Source organism: Pseudofrancisella aestuarii, from assembly GCF_003574475.2.
In the GTDB taxonomy this organism is placed as follows: Bacteria; Pseudomonadota; Gammaproteobacteria; order Francisellales; family Francisellaceae; genus Francisella; species Francisella aestuarii.
In genome coordinates this window covers 458,319-478,356 of sequence record NZ_QLIS02000001.1, presented here as the reverse complement: position 1 = coordinate 478,356, position 20,038 = coordinate 458,319, and the positions used below count along the sequence as shown (strand labels likewise).

The window sequence follows — 20,038 nt, the reverse complement described above, 5'->3', positions numbered from 1 at the left end:
TTAGATTCCTTTTATAAGATAGATTGAGAGTCAGAATCTACTGCTGGAGAGTAGTTTATGAAATCATCTTTAGCTTCAAGTTTTTGCTCTTCTTTATTTTGTTTAGCCTTTGCTCTTTTCTGTTTATTTGCTGGCTTATTAGTTTGTTTATTATTTTCTTCAGAGCTTTTATTTTCTGATTGAAGGTCTTCTTTAGAGATATTTTCATTTATATCATTCTCTATAATGATTGTCTCATTATTTGGAGTTTCTACTATCTCTTCTTTAATCTCATTAACAAGTTCTTGTTGTTGTTGATTTTCCTCAATAGCTTGCTCTACTATCTGGTTTTGTTCAGCTAGAAGAGACTTTTCTAGTTCTTCAGTTGAAACAATATCAAATTTTAGATATTTTTCAGTTTTTGATTTTTCTATAGTAGTAATTTTTTCAGAACTATCATCTTTTAAATTATTATAGTTTTCTAAAACATCTTTTACCATTACAGAAATAAACTCTTGAGGGTTTTTAGATATAACTTTTTTTACATTGCTAGTCTCTTCTTGTTTAGCTTGTTCTTTGTATTTAAGCTTAGTTATATCGACAACTTCTTCAGCATTATTTATACTTATATTGTTGCTTCTGCTGTTATTGTTGTTTCCATTTCCATTATTTCTTCTATTATTAGGAGATCTTTCAAAGTTATCATTTTTTTTATTTTTATTGAAAGGCTTCTCATTATTATCTCTTGGAGCTTTATTATTATCTCTTGGAGCTTTATTATTGTCTCTTGGAGCTTTATTATTGTCGTTTTGTTTTTTATCATTTTTTTGGTAATTATTGTTATTATTACCATTTTCATTTCTGTTATTTCTATTATTTTTTTTCTCAAGTTTATTATTATCTTGATTATTATCTTTTTTCTCAAATTTATTGTTGCTTTGAGTATTTTTTGGAGCTAGCTTTACCTCTTCTTCTTTTCCAAAAATAAGACTAGACAGCTTTGATAAAAATCCTTTTTTCTTCTGAGGCGTAGTTACGGCTTCAGGTTTTTTCTCTTCAGTTTTTTCTACTTTTGGTTGCTCAACCATTTCTTTAACAGAATGCTCTTCAGCAGCTTTAATTAAATTAGTTGCAGCTACTTCTTTTTTAGGAGCTTTAGGAATCTCTAGATTGAAAACATCTTCTATGAGCTCAGAACTTGTTTTGTTTGATTTGTAGCTTGATCCCCATATTCTTTGCATTTGAAACTTAGGAGATTCCATATTGAAGTTAGGAATTATCATAACTTTAACGTTTGATATTCTTTCTATTTCTATAATACTTTCTCTTTTTTCATTAAGAATATATGCAGCAATATCTACAGGAACTTGAACTCTAATTTCATTTGTATCTTCTTTGATTGCTTCTACTCTTATTTTTCTTAAAATCGTAAGTGCTGTAGCTTGAGTAGTTTTTATAAAACCATGACCTTCACAGCGAGGACATTTTTGCATTACACTTTCATTAATAGAAGCATTTAATCTTTGTCTAGAGATCTCAACAAGACCTAATTTAGATATTTTAGACATTTGGATTCTAGCTTTGTCTTGTTGTAAAGATTCCATTAATTTTTCTTCAACTTGTTTTCTATTAGGGAAGAAAGACATGTCAATGAAATCGACAATAACTAAACCACCAAGATCTCTAATTCTTAATTGTCTAGCAACCTCTTCAGCAGCTTCTAAATTTGTTTTAAATGCTGTTGTTTCAACATCTTCAGCTTTATTTGATCTTGAAGAGTTTACATCTATAGCAACTAGTGCTTCAGTTGTATCAATTACTATAGAACCACCAGAAGGAAGTCTAATTTCTCTTTTGTAGGCATTTTCAATTTGTTGATCTATACTAAAGCTTGTAAAAAGAGGAATTTCTTCATCATAAAATTTTACTTTATTAGTATCAAAATTTTGTCTTAATAAAGAAAGTTGTCTTTTAACATCGTCAAAGCACTCTTTAGAATCAACTATGATTTCTTTAACATCTTCTTTTAAATTATCTCTTACTGTTCTGACGATAATGTCACTTTCTTTGTGTAAAAGAGTAGGTTTTTTTATTTTATGATACGCTTTGTTTATAGAATCCCATAGCTCTTGAAGATTATCAAAATCATGTTTTAGTTCTTCAAAAGAACATTCTACACAAGCTGTTCTAGCTATAACGCTCATGCTTTTTGGAATATTTAATTGTTTTAGGTATTTTTTAAGAGTTTCTCTATCGTCACCTTCAACTCTTCTAGATATTCCACCACCATCTGGATTATTTGGTAATAAAACCATATAAGATCCAGCTAGAGCTATAAAAGTTGTAAGAGCAGCACCTTTGTCTCCTCTTTCTTCTTTATCTATCTGAACAAGAAGTTCTTGACCTTCTGTCAAAAGACTAGCTATATTATCACCATTTTCATTTGGAGTATCTTTGAAATAGTATTCTGATATTTCTTTAAAAGGTAAGAAGCCATTTTTTTCTTCGCCATAGCTTACGAATACCGCATTTAAGCTTGGTTCAATTCTTGAAATATAACCTTTGTAAATATTAGCTTTTTTTTGTTCTCTATCAATACTTTCAATATCTAAATCAATTAGTTTTCCATTATCAAGGGTAGCGATTCTTGTTTCTTCACTACTTTTGCTATTTATTAATATTCTTTTCATTATTGTAATTTTCCTTTATATATAGGTCTCACAACTAACCGTTTAATAAGTTAGTTCGTTTTTATTTGCTACTATTTTGTAGCCTTCTTTTAACATCGCTAATTTTAAAAATTTAATGACTCTAGAATTAGATTTACCATCTCTAATGGAATCTTTTTTTATTAGCGATTTTGTCAAAGTTTTTTAAACATAATTATCTGTTATAATAGCAAGTATACATATTAAAGAAAAGAAAATTATATTAGTATTACTTATATGAAGAATATTTATTTTGACTATGCTGCTACAACACCCCTTTCTGAAAAAGTAAAAGGGGTGATGGTTAATAATATTCTTTCAAATATTGATTTTGGAAACTCTGGCTCAGTAACACATAAATTTGGTGAATTAGCTAATAAGAATATAGAATCTGCTCGCAAGAAAATAGCTGATACTCTTGGAGTTTTACCAAGAGAGATAATATTTACATCAGGAGCGACTGAGTCTAATAATTTGGCTATCAAGGGAGTATTAGAAAGTTATCAGAATAGAGGTAATCATATAATTACTTCAAAAATAGAACATAAAGCCGTTTTAGAAGTTTGTCAGTATTTAGAGACTAAAGGATTTTATGTTACTTATTTAGACGTTGATAATAAAGGTAATATAAATTTAGAAGATTTAGAAAATGCAATAACTGAACAAACGGTATTGATTAGTTTAATGGCTGTTAATAATGAGCTAGGTGTTAAAAATGATTTATCTAAAATTGGCAAGATTGCGAAAAGAAATAATGTTTTATTTCATGTTGATGCTGCTCAAGGATATGGAAAGATAGATATAAATGTTAAAGATATGAATATTAATTTGCTATCTGTGTCAGGGCATAAAATATATGGGCCAAAAGGTATAGGTTTTTTATATGTAAGCTCTAAGTCACCTAAAGTGAAATTACAAAAACAAACTCATGGCGGAGCTCAAGAATTTTCAAAAAGAGCAGGTACTTTAGCAAATCATCAGATTCTGGGCTTAAGTATCGCTGCTGAAGAAATTTTTAGCAATAAAGAAGAAAACCTACTTTATATAGAAAATCTTAGAGATGTTTTTCTTAAAGAATTAAATAAAGAAGATTATATAAAAATAAACACTGATTTAGATAATAGTTATGAAGGAATACTTAATATAACTTTTGAGTTAATTAAAGGAGAAACTTTATTGGCGATGTTGGATGAATTTGCTTTATCTATGGGCTCTGCATGTACTTCAAGCTCAATAGAGCCATCTCATGTTCTTACAGCTATTGGCTTAACAGCTGAAGAAGCTGATTCGACTTTAAGAATTTCTTTTGGGATTATGACGACAGTTGAGAGTGTAAAAAGCTTAGCTGAAGCGATTAATCATAAAGTTAGACTTTTAAGGTCTTTATTACCAAATAAGGACTATGCTGATGTATAACAGTAAGGTCAAAAATTTACTTTCTCAGGTTTCTGAAAAAGATGGCATTATTGCAGTAGGTCAGAAGCTTTATAAAGTAGAAGATAGTTTTTCAATTATAGAAATGTATGTAGGAAAAGAGATCTCTTTTAGGGTTTGGGGTGATCCTTATATTTTAGCTATGACAAAATGGCTACAGTGTGAGCTTAAAATAAAAGCACATTTGTCTGGGCTTAAGCTTGAAGAGTTAATTAGTTTATTTAGTATACCAGACACTAAGATCCGAGGAGCTATTCAGATAATGGAGCTAATAGATAAAATTTATGAAGGGTAAACTTTATGATTTTTATATATTGCATCAAAAAAAGTATAAAGAAAATTCTATTCTAGTGTCTTTATTTACTTTAGAGTTTGGAAAGCTATCAGCAATTATTAGAGTAAATAAAAAACAACAAAATCTATATCAACCAATTACAAAGCTTAGAGGAGAAATAAGTTTTAGTAAAAAAGGAGATGGCTTAAATAAAGTATTTAATATAGAGTTTGTCGAGTCTAACTATAAGAGTTCTTATATTATTTTGCTATCCATACAATATGTTAATGAGCTAATGTATTTATTATTAACTTATTCTCATGAAGAAGAAGCATTATTTAGAAAATATGATTTTTTAATAAAAAATATAAATGAAAATAATTACAAATATTTATTGAGAATGTTTGAGTTAGAATTATTAAATTCACTAGGCCAAACTATTTGTACAGATAAAGATATTGCTGGTGAAAAAATAAAATTAGATGAATTTTATGAAGTTATTCCTTTGACAGGCTTTAAACTAATGGTTGAAAAGGACACTTCAAAAATATCTGGAAAATCTATAAAAAAGATATATGATTCAATGGTTTTGTGGGACGAAGAAGATTTAGCTTATATTGGTAAAATCACTAAAATAAGTATAAATGCTTGTTTGGATAGGAGAGAGCTTAAAAGTAGAAAGCTCTTGCTTGATTATTTAAGATTAAAAGATAACTAGGTTATTATTTGCGATCTTTTATGTATGTTATAAGTGCTTTTAAAATAGAAATAGCCGCAGGAATCAAAGATACAACAATAATTACCATAATGAATAAGCCAAAGTTGTGTCTTACAAAATCATTATTACTAAAAATAAAAGCTGTATAAGTTACTGAGTAAACCCAGATAATAGCAGCAATAACACCTAAAGCTACAAACTTAGGGTAATTCATTCTACTCATACCAGCTACAAATGGCATAAATGTTCTAATTAAAGGCATAAACCTTGCAAGTATAATAGCTCTTCCACCATACTTATTAAAGAATGCTTGTGTTTTATCTAAATGTTTTGTTTTTAAAACTTTGGCATCAGGTTTAAATATCTTTTTACCAATATATCTTCCAATCAAGTAATTACAAGAATCACCAAGAATTGCAGCTATAACAAGTAAGGGCGCAATCAGGTGTACATTTAATGTAGTAGCAGCTGCTGTTAGTCCAATAGCAAAAAGTAAAGAGTCTCCTGGTAAGAAAGGAGTTACTACAAGACCTGTTTCACAAAAGATAACAATAAATAATAAAACATAAGACCAGTTTCCAAGAAGATTAATATAAGTGCTTATATGTTGATCAAGATGTAATATTATATCTAAAAGTACTGTAAATAAGTCCATTGCCTACGTTAATAATATATACTAATCCGTCAATTATAAGGTATTGGCTAAAAAAACGTAAACTATTTTTTTGCTATTAATCTTTGTAGAATTATTTTTATTAAGTAATGAATAAAAACAATGCTAACTATACATATTATTATTAAACTTAAGTATCTTTTGACAAATTGATTTTCACTAAGGAAGAAAGCAATATACGTTATTGAACAAGACCATAAGATAGCAGATATAGTGCCAAAGAATACGAACTTAGGATAATTCATTTTACTTACACCTGCTACAAAAGGAGCTAAAGTCCTTACAAATGCTATAAATCTAGCAAAAATAATAGTTTTACCACCATATTTGTTAAAGAAATAGTTAGTTTTCTTTAAGTATGATGCTTTTAGAATTTTGGCATCTTTGGTGAAGATTTTTTCTCCTATTATTTTTCCTGTTATATAGTTAAAAGAATCTCCAGCTATGGCAGCAACACATATTGTAATAATGGCTGTATGAATATTTAAACTAGTCGCTGCAGCTGTTACTCCAATGGCAAATAATAATGAGTCCCCAGGAAACAGTAAACCAAAGACAATTCCAGTTTCACAAAAGATAACAATAAATAATAAAACGTAAAACCAAGGACCTAAATAGTTAATAAAATAATCTATATAAGAATTTAAATGTAATATCATATCAAGCATGATCTATTTCCTAATTAATTAGCTTTATTGATAAAGCATGAATATGTTGCATTAAATCTTCTAAGCTTTTGTATATTTCTTGATGGGCTTTCAATCTACTTAGATTATTTAGTTCTCTAGAATTTATTTCAATTAAAAAGTGATATTTACCTTCAATGAACCCTTTATGCTTTTTATGTTTATGTGTTTCATCAATAATATTTATTTCTGCATTACTATCTATTTTTTCTAAAATTCTTTCTTTTATCTCTGTAGCAATTGCAGAAGAGTTCATCTATAAAATCCTTGTAGGTGTGATAATTACATCAAGAGCAATATCATGACTATCTATGATAATATCATTATTTTGCTGTTCATCAAAGGCAAGTCCTATTGTTAAAGGAGAATTAAAAGACTTTTTAAATTTGAAAGAGTAGTCATAAAAGCCTCCACCCATGCCCATTCTGTATTTTTTTTCATTAAAGCCAACTAGTGGCACTAAAATAATATCAAGTTCCCAAGGAGCGAATATATCTTGTATTGAATAAATAGGTTCAGGAATATTGAATTTGTTTTGGCGATATTTAATAGTATCTTTCACAAACCATAAACTACGTTTTATAAAAGGATGTATTATGGGTAAGTAAACTTGGAAATATTTATTTATAGTACTAGTATCAACTTCATCACGAAAAGAGCTATAGCTTGCTATTTTTACATCCTTGTTAAAATTATCTTTTAGATATTTTATAGCTTTAAGGTTTAGTTGTTCAGATAGGAACCATTTGTTTTCTAGATTTCTTCGTTTTTGCAAAAGCTCTTGTCTAAACTCTTTTTTTATCATAAAAGGGTGGCTATCCAGATTGTCGTTTTAACTCAATGTCCTTGATCCCAGGACAGTAAAAGTGGGTGTCATAATTTTATCGTTGGGCTTCTTTCTGGCAAAAGCAAAAGCATGCACTCTAGATAAAATACCAAGACTCCCTTTGTAAAATGTATCGGCTCAAGATTGAAGCTAAATCACAAACAATCCAGATAACACTATATAAACTTCAATGTAATTATAAATGTTTATGATGCTTTGTAGCAATAACTTTTAATGGCTATTTAGGTTTTATTTCAATATTAATCTACTACTAAAAGATTAGATGAAGTAAAATGGCTATTAGATAAAAGTAATATTATTAATAAATTATTTCTATGGAAAATAAAAAACCTAGTTATTCTGATGTAACAGAAGCTTTAAGAGTTATGCAAGCTTTAACAAACTCTTCAGAGGCTCATGGATTGTTATGTGCATTATTTAGTTTTGGTGCGGATGTTAAATTTACAGCATGGGCTGATTCATTGATGACGAAATCTATAGAGAATGGTGACGTTGTTGCAACTTCTGCAATTAGTGTTATGAAAAAACTCTATGACTATACTAAAGAGCAATTTGATGAAAAAGGCCTTAGCTTTGATTTGTTTATACCAGAAGATACAGAAATTTTAAGTTATAGAGCAGAAGCATTAACATATTGGATAAAAGGGTTTTTATCAGGTGTGGGGCTATTTGGATTAGATTATGAAAATAGTAATTCAAAGGAAGTTAAAGAAGCTATACGTGACCTTATGCAAATCTCTTATATGGATTATGAAGCTTTGGATGAAGGAGATGCTAGTGAAGAAGACTTTATGGAGCTAGTTGAATATACAAAGGTTGCTGTGTTGCTTATAGATAGTGAAAGTGTGTAAATAATTTGTGATGAAAGATAAATATAATATTGTTATTGTTGGTGGAGGAGTTGTTGGTCTTCTAACATCATTATCATTAGCTAAACAAGGTTTTCAAATTTTACATATTGAGAAAGATGCGTTAGTAGTAAAAAATGATAATAGAAGTTTAGCCTTATCATATTCATCAACAGCAATTTTAAACGCCTTAAATCTCTGGTCAGAAATAGAGGGTGATTCTCAACCGATAAAAAAAGTACATGTATCTGATAAAGGAAATTATGGTAGAGCAGAGCTTTCTGCTGAAGAAGAAAACCTTCCTTTTCTAGGGTATATTGTTAAGATGAGACTATTGTTAGAAGTTGCTCTGAAAAGGGTATCTGAGACTAAAAATATAACAAAAGCATTTTTAACTACAGTTGAATCAATTTCAGACGAACAAAATGAATATGTTTTGAATATTAGAGATTCAGAAAATAACCAAAAAAAAATTAAAGCTGATTTATTTATAGCTTGTGATGGAGCTAATTCCAGCATTAGAAAACAGCTTGGTGTTTTAGCGGATAATGAAGATTATAAGCAAGATGCTATAGTTTTTGATATTGATATAGAACTAGATCATCAAGGTGTAGCTTATGAAAGATTTATTGGTGATGGGGTTTTAGCACTTTTACCAAAAGATGATAATAAGATGGCTTGCGTATGGACTGTAGATAGAGATAAGGTAGACCCTATAGTTAAATTATCAGATAATGAGCTTAAAAGATTTGTGCAAGAAAAGTTTGGATATAGATTAGGAGAGTTTCTTAATATTTCGAAACCTATAGTTTTTCCATTATATTTAGTACAGTCACAAAAGGTTTTTAAAGAGAATGTTTTATTTTTTGGAAATGCCTTACATTTCCTTCATCCAGTTTCTGGACAGGGCTTAAACTTAAGTATCAGAGATATTGGCTGTTTATATGATTTATTTAAAGACTTAGATATAACAGATAAACAAAAGCTCACAAATGTTTTACAAAATTTTGCAGATGTCAGAAAATCTGATCATAAAAGGACAGTGAAAGTTACACATAGTTTTATACAACTATTTGTTTCAGATAATTTTGCTTTAAAAACACTTAGAAATACAGGGCTGCATTTATTACAAAGAAGTAAAACAGCTAAAAAAACATTTAGTAAATTAATGATGGGTAAATTTAGTAAAGGCTCAACACTAATGAGAAAGGTTGTAGAGTAATGTTACAAAAAGATGTAGTAATAATTGGTGCTGGTATGGTTGGCTTGTCACTAGCATTAGCTTTATACAATAAAGGTATCCAAGTAGTAATAGTAGAAGCTGGTAAAATACCTGTTAAGAAGTTATCTAATGATAGAGTAGAGACACGAGTTAGTGCTATAAATCATAATAGTCAAAATTTTCTTAAAGAGCTTGATGTATGGAGTTCTATAAAAGATGAAAGAGTTTCTCCATATTATATGATGAGAGTGTGGGATGATACTCCAGATGAATATATAAACATTACAGCTGAAGAAATATCAGAGCATAACCTTGGACATATTGTAGAAAATCAGCTTATAGTAGACTCACTTTTAAATAAAATTAGATCAACAGATATACAAATATTAGAAAACTCTAAGATTAATGAAATACAAAGATATAAAGATACTGTTAGAGTAAAATTTGATGATTTAGAAATAGAAGCAAATTTACTAGTTGGAGCTGATGGAGCTAACTCATTTGTAAGGGATTATTTTAATTTTCCAACAAAAGTAAAAGCTTATGATCACACAGCTATTGTAGCAACTTTAGAGTTAGAAAAATCTCATGAAGCTACTGCATATCAAAGATTCTATGATAAGGGAGTATTGGCTTTTCTACCATTAGAAGATCAAAAAAGAGCTTCAATAGTTTGGTCATTAAAATCAGAATATGTGGACTATATTAATTCTTTAGATGATAGTGATTTCCAAAAAGAGCTTTCTAAGGCTATTAATGGAATGCTAGGCGAAGTGAAGCTTCTTTCTAAAAGATTTAGTTTTCCTCTAGCTGAAAGACATGCGAAAGAGTATATCCAAGATAGGGTAGTCTTAGTAGGTGATGCTTGCCATACTATACATCCTTTAGCTGGACAAGGTATTAATTTAGGCTTTAAGGATGTTCAAGTTTTAGTAGATGTTCTAAGTGAGGCTTTTGAAAAAGGTAGAATATTAGGTGCTTTATCGACATTAGATAAGTATCAAAGACAACGCAAATTAGACAATACAAAAATGATATATTTGATGAAAGCATTTAAAGAAGTGTTTGCTAGTAATAATAGTGTCATTAGTAGCTTGAGAAAATTTGGCCTAAATTTTGTAAATAAAAATAATTTAGTTAAGAAAACTATAGTTAAACAAGCTTTATAATTGATGTTTTATAATATTTTATTAAAAACTTCATTCTTAATATTGATGTTTAATTTTTTTTGTAGTTTTTCAATATAAGAAAATTCTATTTTTGTAATTATAAGGATGCTTTTGCCAGATCTACCCATACGGCCTGTTCTGCCAGCTCTATGTTGATAGTCTTCTGGTTTGGATGGGATATCATAATTTATTACAAAATCGACATCATTAATATCGAGCCCTCTAGCTGCGACATCAGAGGCAACTAAAACTTTAATCTGCCCATTTTTGAATTTTTTGATGGTATTAGCTCTATCAATTTTATCTTGTTCACTATGAATAGAGCCAACACCACATTCTAGTTTATCTATCTTTTTTGTGACAAAATCTACATCATTATTTCTATGTAAGAATACTATAGATTTAGCTGGAGATATTTTGTTAAGTAACTTTCGTAATGTATCTGTTTTACGGTTGCCATCAGCAGTAATATAACTATGCTCTATAGTTTCTATTTCTTTTGAGTTATCAACAAGCTCTAGGTTTTCTATAAAACTATTAGCAATATCAAAGGCATGGTTTTTGATAGTAGCAGAACCTAATATATATTGTAGATTTGTAGTTTTAGAAATAATTTGTTTCAAAAGTCTTAAACTATCATCTTCAAGCATACGATCTGCTTCATCTATAATACAGTATTGTAAATGAGTGGCTTTTAGTTTCTTTTGATCAATAAGTTCTAGAATTCTCCCAACAGAACCAACGACAATATTTGGTTTTTTCTTTAACTTTTCTTTTTGTCTATCTATCGATGCTTTACCAATTAATGCTAATGATTTAATGCCTATATTTGAGAAAGTCTCATTTATAAAATTACTAATTTGAATAGCTAATTCATGAGTGGGTGTAAAAAATACAACTTGTGTTAGAGGTTTTTTATCTGTTAATAATTTATTTATGATTGGTAAAATATAAGCTAGTGTTTTACCACTACCTGTTGGTGATTTTAGCCAAATATTATTTCCAGTTAAAATTTTCTCAAAGCTTAAAATTTGTGAATTTGTAGGTGTTTTGATATTTTTATTTTCTAATATTTCTATAATATCTTGGCTTACGTGTAAGTCTGAGAATAACATAAATATTTATATTTAAATTATTATATCTACGGATAATAGCATATTAGGTTGATAATGACCTAAATTGTTATATCAATTATTTAAGTTATGGTAATATTTTGCCCAAAAGTTTTTAAAAACAATTTTATTAAATGAAAACAGATGATTTTGATTATAAATTACCAGAAGAGCTAATTGCTAGTTATCCTCTAGAAAATAGAGATGCTAGTAAATTGTTGAAGTTAAATAAGCAGACTGGCGAGATAGTGGATCATAAATTTACAGATTTTATAGATTTTATAAATTCTAAAGATTTACTTGTCTTTAACAATAGTAAGGTGATGTTAGCTAGGCTGTATGGTCAGAAGGCAACTGGTGCAAAATTAGAGTTTCTAATAGAGAAAATAAAAACGCCAAAAATATTTGAAACACATATTAAAGCAAATCGTTCACCAGTTATTGGAAGCGAAATATATGTTCAAGATACTTTAGCTAAAGTGCTAGAAAAAGATGGTGGAATGTATCTACTTGAGTTGCAAGGTGATAAAAATATTTATCAGCTAATGGAAGAGTTTGGGCATATTCCATTACCTCCATACATGAAGCGTGAAGATGAAGAGTTTGATGCGGAGCGTTATCAAACTGTATATGCTAAAGACCTTGGTTCAGTTGCTGCACCAACTGCGGGGCTTCATTTTTCAGAAGAGTTAATGCAGCAAATAAAAAATAAAGGTGTTGATACGGCTTATATAACACTACATGTAGGCTCTGGAACATTTAAGCCAGTACAGGTTGATGATGTAAATAATCACAAAATGCATTCAGAAGTTATATCAGTACCAGAAGATGTTTGTGAGAAGATTCGCCAAACAAAAGCAAATGGTGGAAGAGTAATAGCTATTGGTACAACTTCTGTACGCTCACTTGAAACAGCTGGGCAAAATGGTGAAATTCAACCTTATCAAGGAGAGACAGATATTTTTCTATATCCAGGAAAAAAGTTTAATGTTGTAGATGCTATGATTACAAACTTTCACTTACCTAAATCTACACTAATAATGCTTGTTAGTGCTTTTGCAGGTAAAGAAAATATTATGAAAGCATATCATCATGCAATAGTAGAAAGGTATAGGTTTTTTAGCTATGGCGATGCTATGTTTCTTTTTTAGAAAGCTATACTAATATTTCAGTAATTATATTTTTAATCAATCTTTCAAAATTATAGTTTAATAGCTATAATTCATCCAAAATTCATAAGGAATATCTATATGAAATATATAAAATTAAGTATATCTATTATATTGATAATATTGCTCGCATCATGCTCAAATGATAGTGATAGTTCCAGCTCTAGTATTAGTAGTAGTTCTGATACTGAAAAACATAATGGTTCAATCAAAGAAAATTTTAAAGACATGGGTGATGCTATAGGTCATGGAGCTAGAGATATTACTAGAACTATAGGACATGACTCAAGAAATATAGTTAATGGTGATTGATAAAAGTATCATTATCTGAAATATGAGAAAATTATTTCTAGTAATATGATTTATTAAGGAAACTTATGGCCTATATAATAGGGATTCTAAGCTTTGTTTTACCTTTTTTATTTATTATTAATATTGTTCTAAATAGGAAGAGTGCATGGTTATTTTTAGTCTTAGCAAATAGCATTCCAGTAATATTGGCATTCTTATATATGCAAGGTCAGCATGATTATATGGTGTATACAATAGTAGAGACTGCTTTATATATGTCTATTTATCTATTTGGATATATTAATTTTATTAGAAATAATAAAAAAGATTTTGAGAGTATAAAGAATAAACAAAAGTTATTTGTGATATTTTTATTTGTATTAATGTGTATATTGCTAGAGTGCTTTATTGCAAAAGGTTTCTATTATACGATGTTTAAGGCTGATCCAGTCATTACAGCAGTTTTTGTATTAGAGGATATTGTGAGTATATTTGGTTTAATACTAATTGCTAAACATTATAGGGATGGTCTTTTAATATTTGCGCTCTACCAAATGATGGTACTATTATATAGTGTTTATAATGAATTTTTTATGGTGAATTATAGTAGCTTGTCTAGCTATGTAATGCTAAGCGTAAATATAGTAGTTATATTATTAGGAGTCTTTTTGTTGGTTAAAAAATATATTAGAACAAGATAGTAATGTTGTAGTATAGGTTTTATTGAGGTTTTGATTATATGAAAAAAGCATTTTTCTTTGATATTGATGGAACTCTAGTTTATCCAGAAAACAAACAGCTAGTTGTTTCTAAAAAAAGTATAGATGCCATTAATGAATTACGCTCTAAAGGACATAAAACTTTTATAGCGACTGGTAGAACTGAAGCCTTTGTACCAAATTCTGTGTATGAGTTAGATATGGATGGATTTGTTACTGCTAATGGATCTGTGGTTAGAATTGATAATAAATTGGTTTATGAGAAACTTTTTCCAGAAGAAGCTATTAATAGAGTTTTAGATTTCTGTGAACAAAATAATCACCCATGGATGTTTGAAGGTGATAAAGCTTATGTTGAGAGTTTAGAGTCAAAAGAGCTAAAGAATTTTTATAATAGTGTAATAGTTAATAAAGAAAAAATTATTGAAGCTAAAAATCTAGATAATGCGATTATTTATAATGCATTGATAATGGCAGACTATGTTGATCTTGATGCTTTGCGTAAAGCGCTAGGTAAGGGATATGTGGTAGCTGAGCACTTTTCTTGTGGGTATGTTGATTGTTATCTTGAGAATCATACAAAAGCAGATGGAATATCTAAAGTGATAGAACATCTAGGTCTAGAAGGATATAAAACTTATGCTTTTGGCGATGGTAATAATGATTTAGAAATGTTTGATAAAGTTGATTGTGGTATTGCTATGGATAATGCTTCTGACAAGTTAAAAGCAAAAGCATCGTTAATAACTAAGAGCAATTTTGAAGATGGAATATTTCATGCTTTAAAAGAGTTAGATTTAATTCAGTTCTAAATAAATTTCTTACTAGGTTTAACATAGGCTATTAGATAAAAAAGAGGCGAGTTAATGGCTGTCACAATATATTTTATAAGCAGAGTAGTAAAGACCATTTCTAAAGCATATTCCATTGGGATAATTCCAGCAAAAGCAAATCCATATGTTATAAGTGTTGTATCAATAAGCTGTGAAATGGCAGTAGAGCCACTATTTCTTAACCAAAGCCACTTTAAATCTGAGTTATAGCTTTTAAATCTTGCGTAAATAAATACATCAAAAAGCTGAGAAATTAGATAGACTAAGTTACCTATTATAATAGCTTTTAGAGCTCCTCCATTAATGGAAAAAAATAAATCCATAGCTTCATTAGTGTTTTTATAGTATTCATCAGAGGTTATACTTTGATAAAAAGTTGAAAAACACATTAATGCAACAAAGGAGAGCCCTGCAAATATTGAAATAAATACGGCTTTTCTAGCTTCATCTTTTCCATATTTTTCATTAAGTAAATCATTAGCTAAAAATATTCCACCAAACATTACATTCCCCATCGTAGCTGAAAATGTATATCCAAAAACAGAGTAGTCAATCCCTTTGTTTACTTGTATATTTGCTGCAATAACACTAATAATTATAAAAACAATAAGTCCTTTTTTGCCAAATAGGCGATATGCTAAAAACGCTATAAAGAAATCTATAATCGTATATAGAAAAAGCAGTTCAAAGTTTGTCACTTCTAGAATCCTTAGTTTTGTTAACCCTGGAGGTATTGCGAACAGGGGAGTTAAAATCTGCTATAATATAGCAAAAACCTGCTTTAATGACAAATTTGAAGGAGAAATAAAGATGAGATTTGCACACACAATGTTGAGGGTTAAAGATTTAGATAAATCTATAGATTTCTATACAAACGTATTAGGGATGAAAGTTCTTAAAAAATCTGATAATCCACAATATAAATATACTTTAGTATTTCTGGGATACGGAGATATAAATGAAAATACTGCTTTAGAGCTTACTTATAATTGGGAGGCTCATGAGTATGATCATGGTAATGCTTTTGGACATTTATGTATGGAAGTTAATGATGTATACAAAACCTGTGATGAAATAAAAGCAAAGGGCGGTATAGTTACTAGAGAAGCAGGTCCAGTTAAAGGTGGAACATCAGTAATAGCTTTTATAAAAGATCCTGATGGATACCAAATAGAATTAATAGATGAGAAAGTAAGATAAATTAATTTCAAGGGTAAGAAAAGCAAGATGAATATTTTAGTTATTAGAGGATATAGTAGTGAAAATTCTTTTAAACAAACTATTGATGTAAATAATAAAAAAATTAACCTTACAGTTGTTCATATAGGCAAACCTATCTTGGTTAGAAAAAGACTAAAGCAAATATTGTCAGAACATAATTTTGATAATTATGATTATATATATGTAGTATCTATGTCCTCATGTATAACTTCAATAATTGAAGAAAGGCATTTTAGTAAGTTATGTATGATTACTCCTTTCTTTTTACATTCAAAATCGGTGCGTATTTTATTGAAATCAGCGCCTAAAGATTTTTTTGGTTGTCATATTCTAATGCTTTTAAATGGTTCTATGGGTAAATTTGATCCTAGAATTAGAGTTATGCTAGCTGAATTAGATATTGTTACAGATAATAAATATTTCGAGAAAGGATTTGAAAATATACAAATTATAAAAGGTCTTGGACATTGTCTTGGTGAGGATGGATTGTTAAATATTATTAGAGAAGATTTATTAGCTATCGCTGCATAATCTTATTTTGAGAATTCCCAATAAGCGTCTTTTATAAAATTATCTTCTTTATAGATATGTTTAGTTATTTTTAAGTTTTTTAAATCAACATCAAAGCTAAAAAAACTATTATAATTATCATTCTTTCTTTTGCATGAAAGAGATCCGGCATGTGCAATTATTGGAAATTTTTCATCTATTGGGGTTACATGACTATAGTGTAGATGTCCTGTACAAATAATATGAATAGGGCGATCTTTAGCAATTTCTATCAAGTCTTTAGAAGAATGTAGTGGATTATGAAGATCTTCAATTTTAGATATGTTGTGATGAAACATTAATATATTCCATTTATTTTCATTACTGAAATAATTATCTATACGTTCAAGTTGGAGACTAGTTAGCTTTCCTTTCTTTACAGATCTTGGATTAACGGAGTTTAAACCAATTAGATTAACTAGATCATTTTCAAAAGAAATTTCTTTTGGAAGATTCATAATATTTTTATATTTTGAAAAAGGAGAGAAAAGACGCTTATCTACTCTATATAAAGGAACATCATGATTACCAGGTATACAAAGAGTTTTGCAAGGCAAATCCTTAATAAACTCCTTAGCATCTTCAAATTGATCAGTTTTAGCACGATGTGTTAAGTCACCAGTAATTATTATTAAATCTGGATTTTCTATTCTAGTAAATTTCTTAAAATTTTGAATGAGATGCTCATCATGATAGCCAAAGTGTAGGTCAGAAATATGTAATATTTTCATGCTTAGTAAAATACCTTTAATGCTTTAGGAAGGATAGAAATATTTAATGGAGATTTCAGGGTAATAACTTCTCCATCTATCCCTACCTTTATTATATTGTGTTTAGATTTAGTTTTTATTTTTATGCTATGGTTTGTCTGCTCAACTTTCCAGAAGCTTTTATCAGAGCTTGCTTGAAATACATTTTTTAAAGTATTTATATAGTATATACCCATAGTCTCTGAGGTTAAATCATCTCTAACAATAGATACTGGAAAACTAATCTCGTATGGAGTATTACTTATAATTAAAGAGTGTGTAGTTATGTCTGAATTATTTGAATTATATTCTAAGTTGAGATTCAAAGGTTTATGTCTTAATAGGTGTCGGAAAAAAGCTGGAAAATATGCAAGCAATTTCCCTATAGATTTTTCTATTTTTTCTCTTTTTTTTACAAAGTAAGGATAGAAACCAAAAGAAATATTATTTATGACTTTTTCATTGTTAATAGAGACTAAATCAATATTCTTTATTCTATTTGCTTTAATACTTTTTATTAATTCTTGTACTGTTTGAGGTAAATGTGCATCTTTAATAAAATGATTTAATGTTCCAATAGGTAAGACACCTAAAACCTGCTCAGGTTTGATGTATTGTACAGCAGTATGAATAGTGCCATCTCCGCCGCCTATAATAACGATAGGGTATATTTGAGCTTTTTTTAATGTAGAAACAAGATCTTTTGCTTTGATTATGAATTTGTCACAAGAGATATTATTTTCAAATTCTTTAATTAAGTCTTTATTTTTTTTATAGTTGCGACAGTCTTTATTAATTATAACTGCTATTTTCATATGAAATTTATTTTTATAAGCTTATTGCCTATAGTAGAAGATATATAGGGATTTTACAAGCTTTGCACTTGAGCGAAAGGACATATTTATAAATGAGATTTAACCTTTAGAGATATTTGAGTGGTGGATTAACCAATATATTAATATACCCCAAATACCAAAGACTAAACCAACTAATATCCATATATTCTTTGGTAGTAAAATTGTAGTTAGTCTTTTATCTAAAACTTTGGGTATATCTTTTGCAATACTCAATCCACAAAAAATGTGAATAAGAACAGTAAATACTGTAATAATTGGTAAAGCATTTGTTATTATTGTTGATGAAACAGTATTAATATCCATGTTTTCCTTAAAATACAATTTTGCAGTGATCTTGGGAGTGATATGTATTTTTATAGTGTAACTCTATAATCTCACAAGCTTCATCTATGTCATCTACTAAATGCAATAGCATTCTATCTTCATTATTTATTACACCTTTATCAATCATTACAGTATTAATCCAATCTAATAATCCTTCCCAGAAATCTTTTCCAAAAAGTATAATTGGCATATATGCTTTTTTCTTTGTTTGTACTAGAGTTGTAATATCAAATAGTTCGTCTAAAGTTCCAAATCCTCCAGGCATAACAACATAAGCCATAGAATGTTTAACAAACATTGCTTTGCGAGTGAAGAAATATCTATAAAATAAAGAAGCATCTTGATAATTATTTGCTCTTTGCTCATGAGGCAGGGTTATATTTAGACCAACGCTAATTGAGCTTCCTTCATAAGCACCTTTATTAGCAGCTTCCATTATTCCAGGTCCGCCGCCAGTAATAACAGAGAAGCCTTCTTGAGAGAGCCTATTTGCTAGTTTTTTTGTAGCATCATAGTGTTTGTCTCCTTCTCTTAATCTAGCAGATCCAAAAATACTTACGGCAGGAGTGATATTATCTAGTCTTTCATAGCCTTCAACTAATTCAGAAGTTATTTTCATAATATCCCATGCTGCTTTTGCTCTATCAAAGCTTACTTCACCTCTAGGATCTGTGATAACCTTCTTTTTTTTATAATTAGTACTCATTTTCTCTATAGCCTCAATAAAGATTAAATAGTGATTTTTAAAATAGTATTATTTATAATGTTCTTTATATGCGTCGTAGTAATTATACCTTACATGGGTTTTTACTGCTAAAAAGTTTTAATAAATCCAAAAAGGAGAATAACATGGGTTTTCTAAAAGGTAAAAAAATATTAGTTACAGGTCTTCTAAGTAATAAATCGATTGCTTATGGTATAGCAACTGCTTTACATAGAGAAGGTGCTGAGCTTGTTTTTACATACGTTGGCCAGTTTAAAGAAAGAGTAGAAAAGATTGCGGCTGAATTTAATCCTGCAGCTGTTCTTCCTTGTGATGTTACTTCTGATGAAGAAATTAAGAACTTATTTGTAGAGTTAGCTAAAGTTTGGGATGGTCTTGATGGTCTTATACACTCTATTGCTTTTGCTCCTCGTGACCAACTAGAAGGTAACTTTATCGACTGTGTTACTCGTGAAGGTTTCGCAATTGCTCATGATATTAGCGCATATTCTTTTGCAGCATTAGCTAAAGAAGGTAGAGCGATGATGAAAGGTAGAAAAGCTTCGATTGTTGGTCTTACATATATTGGTGCTGAAAAAGCTATGCCTAGTTATAACACTATGGGTGTTGCTAAGGCATCTTTAGAAGCTACTATGAGATATACAGCATTAGCGTTAGGTGAAGATGGAATTAATGTGAACTGTGTATCAGCTGGTCCTATCAAAACTTTAGCAGCATCAGGAATATCTAACTTTAAGAAAATGCTTGATTACAATGCTACAGTATCACCGCTTAAAAAGAATGTTGATATTATGGAAGTTGGTAATACGGTTGCATTTTTATGTTCAGATATGGCTTCTGGTATTACGGGTGAGAATATTCACGTAGATGCTGGTTATCATAGTGTATTAATGGGTAACGTTCTTTAATAATCAATTTAATTTTTCTTTCAA

At 29.2% G+C, this 20,038-nt stretch carries 24 protein-coding genes and 1 other RNA gene; 13 read left to right on the top strand and 12 right to left on the bottom strand.

What is annotated here, in order from left to right; translation table 11 throughout:
• Positions 1 to 11 precede the first annotated feature (11 nt).
• On the bottom strand, positions 12 to 2,669 hold the full coding sequence (locus tag DNK87_RS02490; protein ID WP_119330362.1) for an Rne/Rng family ribonuclease: 2,658 nt from the start codon (positions 2,667 to 2,669) through the stop codon (positions 12 to 14).
• Between the two features lie 255 nt (positions 2,670 to 2,924).
• Between DNK87_RS02490 and DNK87_RS02485 the strand changes: the two genes are divergently transcribed.
• Genes DNK87_RS02485 through recO form a run of 3 tightly spaced genes read left to right on the top strand, consistent with a single transcriptional unit; the run spans position 2,925 to position 5,113 of the window.
• Positions 2,925 to 4,103, top strand: a complete 1,179-nt coding sequence (locus DNK87_RS02485; RefSeq protein WP_119330363.1) for a cysteine desulfurase family protein — start codon at positions 2,925 to 2,927, stop codon at positions 4,101 to 4,103.
• A complete protein-coding gene (locus tag DNK87_RS02480; RefSeq protein ID WP_119330364.1) occupies positions 4,096 to 4,416 on the top strand; it encodes a hypothetical protein in 321 nt (106 codons plus the stop codon). The genes DNK87_RS02485 and DNK87_RS02480 overlap by 8 nt, the downstream gene beginning before the upstream one ends.
• Complete coding sequence (gene recO / locus DNK87_RS02475) at positions 4,406 to 5,113, top strand: DNA repair protein RecO (RefSeq protein WP_119330365.1); 708 nt, start codon at positions 4,406 to 4,408, stop codon at positions 5,111 to 5,113. Before DNK87_RS02480 ends, recO begins: the two co-directional genes overlap by 11 nt.
• Positions 5,114 to 5,117: 4 nt before the next feature.
• On the opposite strand, the gene DNK87_RS02470 is transcribed toward recO, so the two are convergent.
• The 5 genes from DNK87_RS02470 to ssrS all read right to left on the bottom strand — a co-directional run bounded on the left by DNK87_RS02470 (position 5,118) and on the right by ssrS (position 7,474).
• On the bottom strand, positions 5,118 to 5,768 hold the full coding sequence (locus tag DNK87_RS02470) for a DedA family protein (protein ID WP_119330366.1): 651 nt from the start codon (positions 5,766 to 5,768) through the stop codon (positions 5,118 to 5,120).
• A 62-nt stretch (positions 5,769 to 5,830) separates the two neighbouring features.
• The gene (locus tag DNK87_RS02465) at positions 5,831 to 6,454 is read right to left on the bottom strand and encodes a VTT domain-containing protein (RefSeq protein ID WP_119330367.1); all 624 of its coding nucleotides are present in this window, start codon (positions 6,452 to 6,454) and stop codon (positions 5,831 to 5,833) included.
• A gap of 10 nt (positions 6,455 to 6,464) precedes the next feature.
• Positions 6,465 to 6,728 carry a BolA family protein gene (locus tag DNK87_RS02460; protein ID WP_119330368.1) on the bottom strand — a complete coding sequence of 88 codons (264 nt, stop codon included), beginning with the start codon at positions 6,726 to 6,728 and terminating at the stop codon, positions 6,465 to 6,467.
• Complete coding sequence (locus DNK87_RS02455; RefSeq protein WP_119330369.1) at positions 6,729 to 7,277, bottom strand: 5-formyltetrahydrofolate cyclo-ligase; 549 nt, start codon at positions 7,275 to 7,277, stop codon at positions 6,729 to 6,731.
• A gap of 7 nt (positions 7,278 to 7,284) precedes the next feature.
• Positions 7,285 to 7,474: non-coding RNA, 6S RNA (gene ssrS / locus DNK87_RS02450), on the bottom strand.
• Positions 7,475 to 7,633: 159 nt separating this feature from the next.
• On the opposite strand from ssrS, the gene DNK87_RS02445 reads away from it, so the two are divergent.
• Genes DNK87_RS02445 through DNK87_RS02435 form a run of 3 tightly spaced genes read left to right on the top strand, consistent with a single transcriptional unit; the run spans position 7,634 to position 10,558 of the window.
• The gene (locus DNK87_RS02445) at positions 7,634 to 8,170 is read left to right on the top strand and encodes a UPF0149 family protein (RefSeq protein WP_119330370.1); all 537 of its coding nucleotides are present in this window, start codon (positions 7,634 to 7,636) and stop codon (positions 8,168 to 8,170) included.
• A 10-nt stretch (positions 8,171 to 8,180) separates the two neighbouring features.
• Positions 8,181 to 9,389: an FAD-dependent monooxygenase gene (locus DNK87_RS02440; RefSeq protein WP_119330371.1), complete on the top strand. Its 1,209-nt coding sequence runs from the start codon at positions 8,181 to 8,183 to the stop codon at positions 9,387 to 9,389.
• Positions 9,389 to 10,558: a UbiH/UbiF/VisC/COQ6 family ubiquinone biosynthesis hydroxylase gene (locus tag DNK87_RS02435; protein WP_119330372.1), complete on the top strand. Its 1,170-nt coding sequence runs from the start codon at positions 9,389 to 9,391 to the stop codon at positions 10,556 to 10,558. Before DNK87_RS02440 ends, DNK87_RS02435 begins: the two co-directional genes overlap by 1 nt.
• Positions 10,559 to 10,566: 8 nt before the next feature.
• On the opposite strand, the gene DNK87_RS02430 is transcribed toward DNK87_RS02435, so the two are convergent.
• On the bottom strand, positions 10,567 to 11,673 hold the full coding sequence (locus tag DNK87_RS02430; RefSeq protein ID WP_119330373.1) for a DEAD/DEAH box helicase: 1,107 nt from the start codon (positions 11,671 to 11,673) through the stop codon (positions 10,567 to 10,569).
• Positions 11,674 to 11,804: 131 nt separating this feature from the next.
• Between DNK87_RS02430 and queA the strand changes: the two genes are divergently transcribed.
• The 4 genes from queA (at position 11,805) to DNK87_RS02410 (ending at position 14,661) form a co-directional block, all read left to right on the top strand.
• Complete coding sequence (queA, locus tag DNK87_RS02425) at positions 11,805 to 12,821, top strand: tRNA preQ1(34) S-adenosylmethionine ribosyltransferase-isomerase QueA (RefSeq protein WP_119330374.1); 1,017 nt, start codon at positions 11,805 to 11,807, stop codon at positions 12,819 to 12,821.
• Between the two features lie 99 nt (positions 12,822 to 12,920).
• Complete coding sequence (locus DNK87_RS02420; RefSeq protein WP_119330375.1) at positions 12,921 to 13,151, top strand: hypothetical protein; 231 nt, start codon at positions 12,921 to 12,923, stop codon at positions 13,149 to 13,151.
• Between the two features lie 65 nt (positions 13,152 to 13,216).
• Complete coding sequence (locus tag DNK87_RS02415) at positions 13,217 to 13,831, top strand: hypothetical protein (RefSeq protein WP_119330376.1); 615 nt, start codon at positions 13,217 to 13,219, stop codon at positions 13,829 to 13,831.
• A gap of 38 nt (positions 13,832 to 13,869) precedes the next feature.
• Complete coding sequence (locus DNK87_RS02410; RefSeq protein ID WP_119330377.1) at positions 13,870 to 14,661, top strand: Cof-type HAD-IIB family hydrolase; 792 nt, start codon at positions 13,870 to 13,872, stop codon at positions 14,659 to 14,661.
• On the opposite strand, the gene DNK87_RS02405 is transcribed toward DNK87_RS02410, so the two are convergent.
• Positions 14,658 to 15,380 carry a queuosine precursor transporter gene (locus tag DNK87_RS02405; RefSeq protein WP_119330378.1) on the bottom strand — a complete coding sequence of 241 codons (723 nt, stop codon included), beginning with the start codon at positions 15,378 to 15,380 and terminating at the stop codon, positions 14,658 to 14,660. The genes DNK87_RS02410 and DNK87_RS02405 overlap by 4 nt on opposite strands.
• Positions 15,381 to 15,492: 112 nt before the next feature.
• Here DNK87_RS02405 and gloA point away from each other — a divergent pair, with 112 nt between their 5' ends.
• Positions 15,493 to 15,882 carry a lactoylglutathione lyase gene (gene gloA, locus DNK87_RS02400; RefSeq protein WP_119330379.1) on the top strand — a complete coding sequence of 130 codons (390 nt, stop codon included), beginning with the start codon at positions 15,493 to 15,495 and terminating at the stop codon, positions 15,880 to 15,882.
• A 27-nt stretch (positions 15,883 to 15,909) separates the two neighbouring features.
• Complete coding sequence (locus tag DNK87_RS02395; protein WP_119330380.1) at positions 15,910 to 16,434, top strand: hypothetical protein; 525 nt, start codon at positions 15,910 to 15,912, stop codon at positions 16,432 to 16,434.
• Positions 16,435 to 16,436: 2 nt separating this feature from the next.
• Here the strand turns inward: DNK87_RS02395 and DNK87_RS02390 are convergent, their stop codons facing one another.
• From DNK87_RS02390 to DNK87_RS02375, 4 genes are all read right to left on the bottom strand, one after another.
• Positions 16,437 to 17,183 (bottom strand): metallophosphoesterase family protein, encoded by a 747-nt coding sequence (locus tag DNK87_RS02390; protein ID WP_119330381.1) that lies wholly within the window; start codon positions 17,181 to 17,183, stop codon positions 16,437 to 16,439.
• 2 nt (positions 17,184 to 17,185) lie between these two features.
• Positions 17,186 to 18,016: a diacylglycerol/lipid kinase family protein gene (locus DNK87_RS02385; RefSeq protein WP_119330382.1), complete on the bottom strand. Its 831-nt coding sequence runs from the start codon at positions 18,014 to 18,016 to the stop codon at positions 17,186 to 17,188.
• 99 nt (positions 18,017 to 18,115) lie between these two features.
• Positions 18,116 to 18,361, bottom strand: coding sequence for a hypothetical protein (locus DNK87_RS02380; RefSeq protein WP_211360938.1), 246 nt, complete (start codon positions 18,359 to 18,361; stop codon positions 18,116 to 18,118).
• Between the two features lie 7 nt (positions 18,362 to 18,368).
• Entirely contained in the window at positions 18,369 to 19,088 is a 720-nt protein-coding gene (locus DNK87_RS02375; protein ID WP_119330384.1) for an LOG family protein, read from the bottom strand.
• A 143-nt stretch (positions 19,089 to 19,231) separates the two neighbouring features.
• Between DNK87_RS02375 and DNK87_RS02370 the strand changes: the two genes are divergently transcribed.
• Positions 19,232 to 20,014 (top strand): enoyl-ACP reductase FabI, encoded by a 783-nt coding sequence (locus DNK87_RS02370; protein WP_071664030.1) that lies wholly within the window; start codon positions 19,232 to 19,234, stop codon positions 20,012 to 20,014.
• The last annotated feature ends 24 nt before the right edge of the window (positions 20,015 to 20,038 follow it).

What these genes read in the sequence shown, in the direction of transcription:
- DNK87_RS02490 (WP_119330362.1), bottom strand. Translation starts at nt 2,669, where the DNA reads ATGAAAAGAATATTAATAAATAGCAAAAGTAGTGAAGAAACAAGAATC.
- DNK87_RS02485 (WP_119330363.1), top strand. Translation starts at nt 2,925, where the DNA reads ATGAAGAATATTTATTTTGACTATGCTGCTACAACACCCCTTTCTGAA.
- DNK87_RS02480 (WP_119330364.1), top strand. Translation starts at nt 4,096, where the DNA reads ATGTATAACAGTAAGGTCAAAAATTTACTTTCTCAGGTTTCTGAAAAA.
- recO (WP_119330365.1), top strand. Translation starts at nt 4,406, where the DNA reads ATGAAGGGTAAACTTTATGATTTTTATATATTGCATCAAAAAAAGTAT.
- DNK87_RS02470 (WP_119330366.1), bottom strand. Translation starts at nt 5,768, where the DNA reads ATGGACTTATTTACAGTACTTTTAGATATAATATTACATCTTGATCAA.
- DNK87_RS02465 (WP_119330367.1), bottom strand. Translation starts at nt 6,454, where the DNA reads ATGCTTGATATGATATTACATTTAAATTCTTATATAGATTATTTTATT.
- DNK87_RS02460 (WP_119330368.1), bottom strand. Translation starts at nt 6,728, where the DNA reads ATGAACTCTTCTGCAATTGCTACAGAGATAAAAGAAAGAATTTTAGAA.
- DNK87_RS02455 (WP_119330369.1), bottom strand. Translation starts at nt 7,277, where the DNA reads ATGATAAAAAAAGAGTTTAGACAAGAGCTTTTGCAAAAACGAAGAAAT.
- DNK87_RS02445 (WP_119330370.1), top strand. Translation starts at nt 7,634, where the DNA reads ATGGAAAATAAAAAACCTAGTTATTCTGATGTAACAGAAGCTTTAAGA.
- DNK87_RS02440 (WP_119330371.1), top strand. Translation starts at nt 8,181, where the DNA reads ATGAAAGATAAATATAATATTGTTATTGTTGGTGGAGGAGTTGTTGGT.
- DNK87_RS02435 (WP_119330372.1), top strand. Translation starts at nt 9,389, where the DNA reads ATGTTACAAAAAGATGTAGTAATAATTGGTGCTGGTATGGTTGGCTTG.
- DNK87_RS02430 (WP_119330373.1), bottom strand. Translation starts at nt 11,673, where the DNA reads ATGTTATTCTCAGACTTACACGTAAGCCAAGATATTATAGAAATATTA.
- queA (WP_119330374.1), top strand. Translation starts at nt 11,805, where the DNA reads ATGAAAACAGATGATTTTGATTATAAATTACCAGAAGAGCTAATTGCT.
- DNK87_RS02420 (WP_119330375.1), top strand. Translation starts at nt 12,921, where the DNA reads ATGAAATATATAAAATTAAGTATATCTATTATATTGATAATATTGCTC.
- DNK87_RS02415 (WP_119330376.1), top strand. Translation starts at nt 13,217, where the DNA reads ATGGCCTATATAATAGGGATTCTAAGCTTTGTTTTACCTTTTTTATTT.
- DNK87_RS02410 (WP_119330377.1), top strand. Translation starts at nt 13,870, where the DNA reads ATGAAAAAAGCATTTTTCTTTGATATTGATGGAACTCTAGTTTATCCA.
- gloA (WP_119330379.1), top strand. Translation starts at nt 15,493, where the DNA reads ATGAGATTTGCACACACAATGTTGAGGGTTAAAGATTTAGATAAATCT.
- DNK87_RS02395 (WP_119330380.1), top strand. Translation starts at nt 15,910, where the DNA reads ATGAATATTTTAGTTATTAGAGGATATAGTAGTGAAAATTCTTTTAAA.
- DNK87_RS02390 (WP_119330381.1), bottom strand. Translation starts at nt 17,183, where the DNA reads ATGAAAATATTACATATTTCTGACCTACACTTTGGCTATCATGATGAG.
- DNK87_RS02385 (WP_119330382.1), bottom strand. Translation starts at nt 18,016, where the DNA reads ATGAAAATAGCAGTTATAATTAATAAAGACTGTCGCAACTATAAAAAA.
- DNK87_RS02380 (WP_211360938.1), bottom strand. Translation starts at nt 18,361, where the DNA reads ATGGATATTAATACTGTTTCATCAACAATAATAACAAATGCTTTACCA.
- DNK87_RS02375 (WP_119330384.1), bottom strand. Translation starts at nt 19,088, where the DNA reads ATGAGTACTAATTATAAAAAAAAGAAGGTTATCACAGATCCTAGAGGT.
- DNK87_RS02370 (WP_071664030.1), top strand. Translation starts at nt 19,232, where the DNA reads ATGGGTTTTCTAAAAGGTAAAAAAATATTAGTTACAGGTCTTCTAAGT.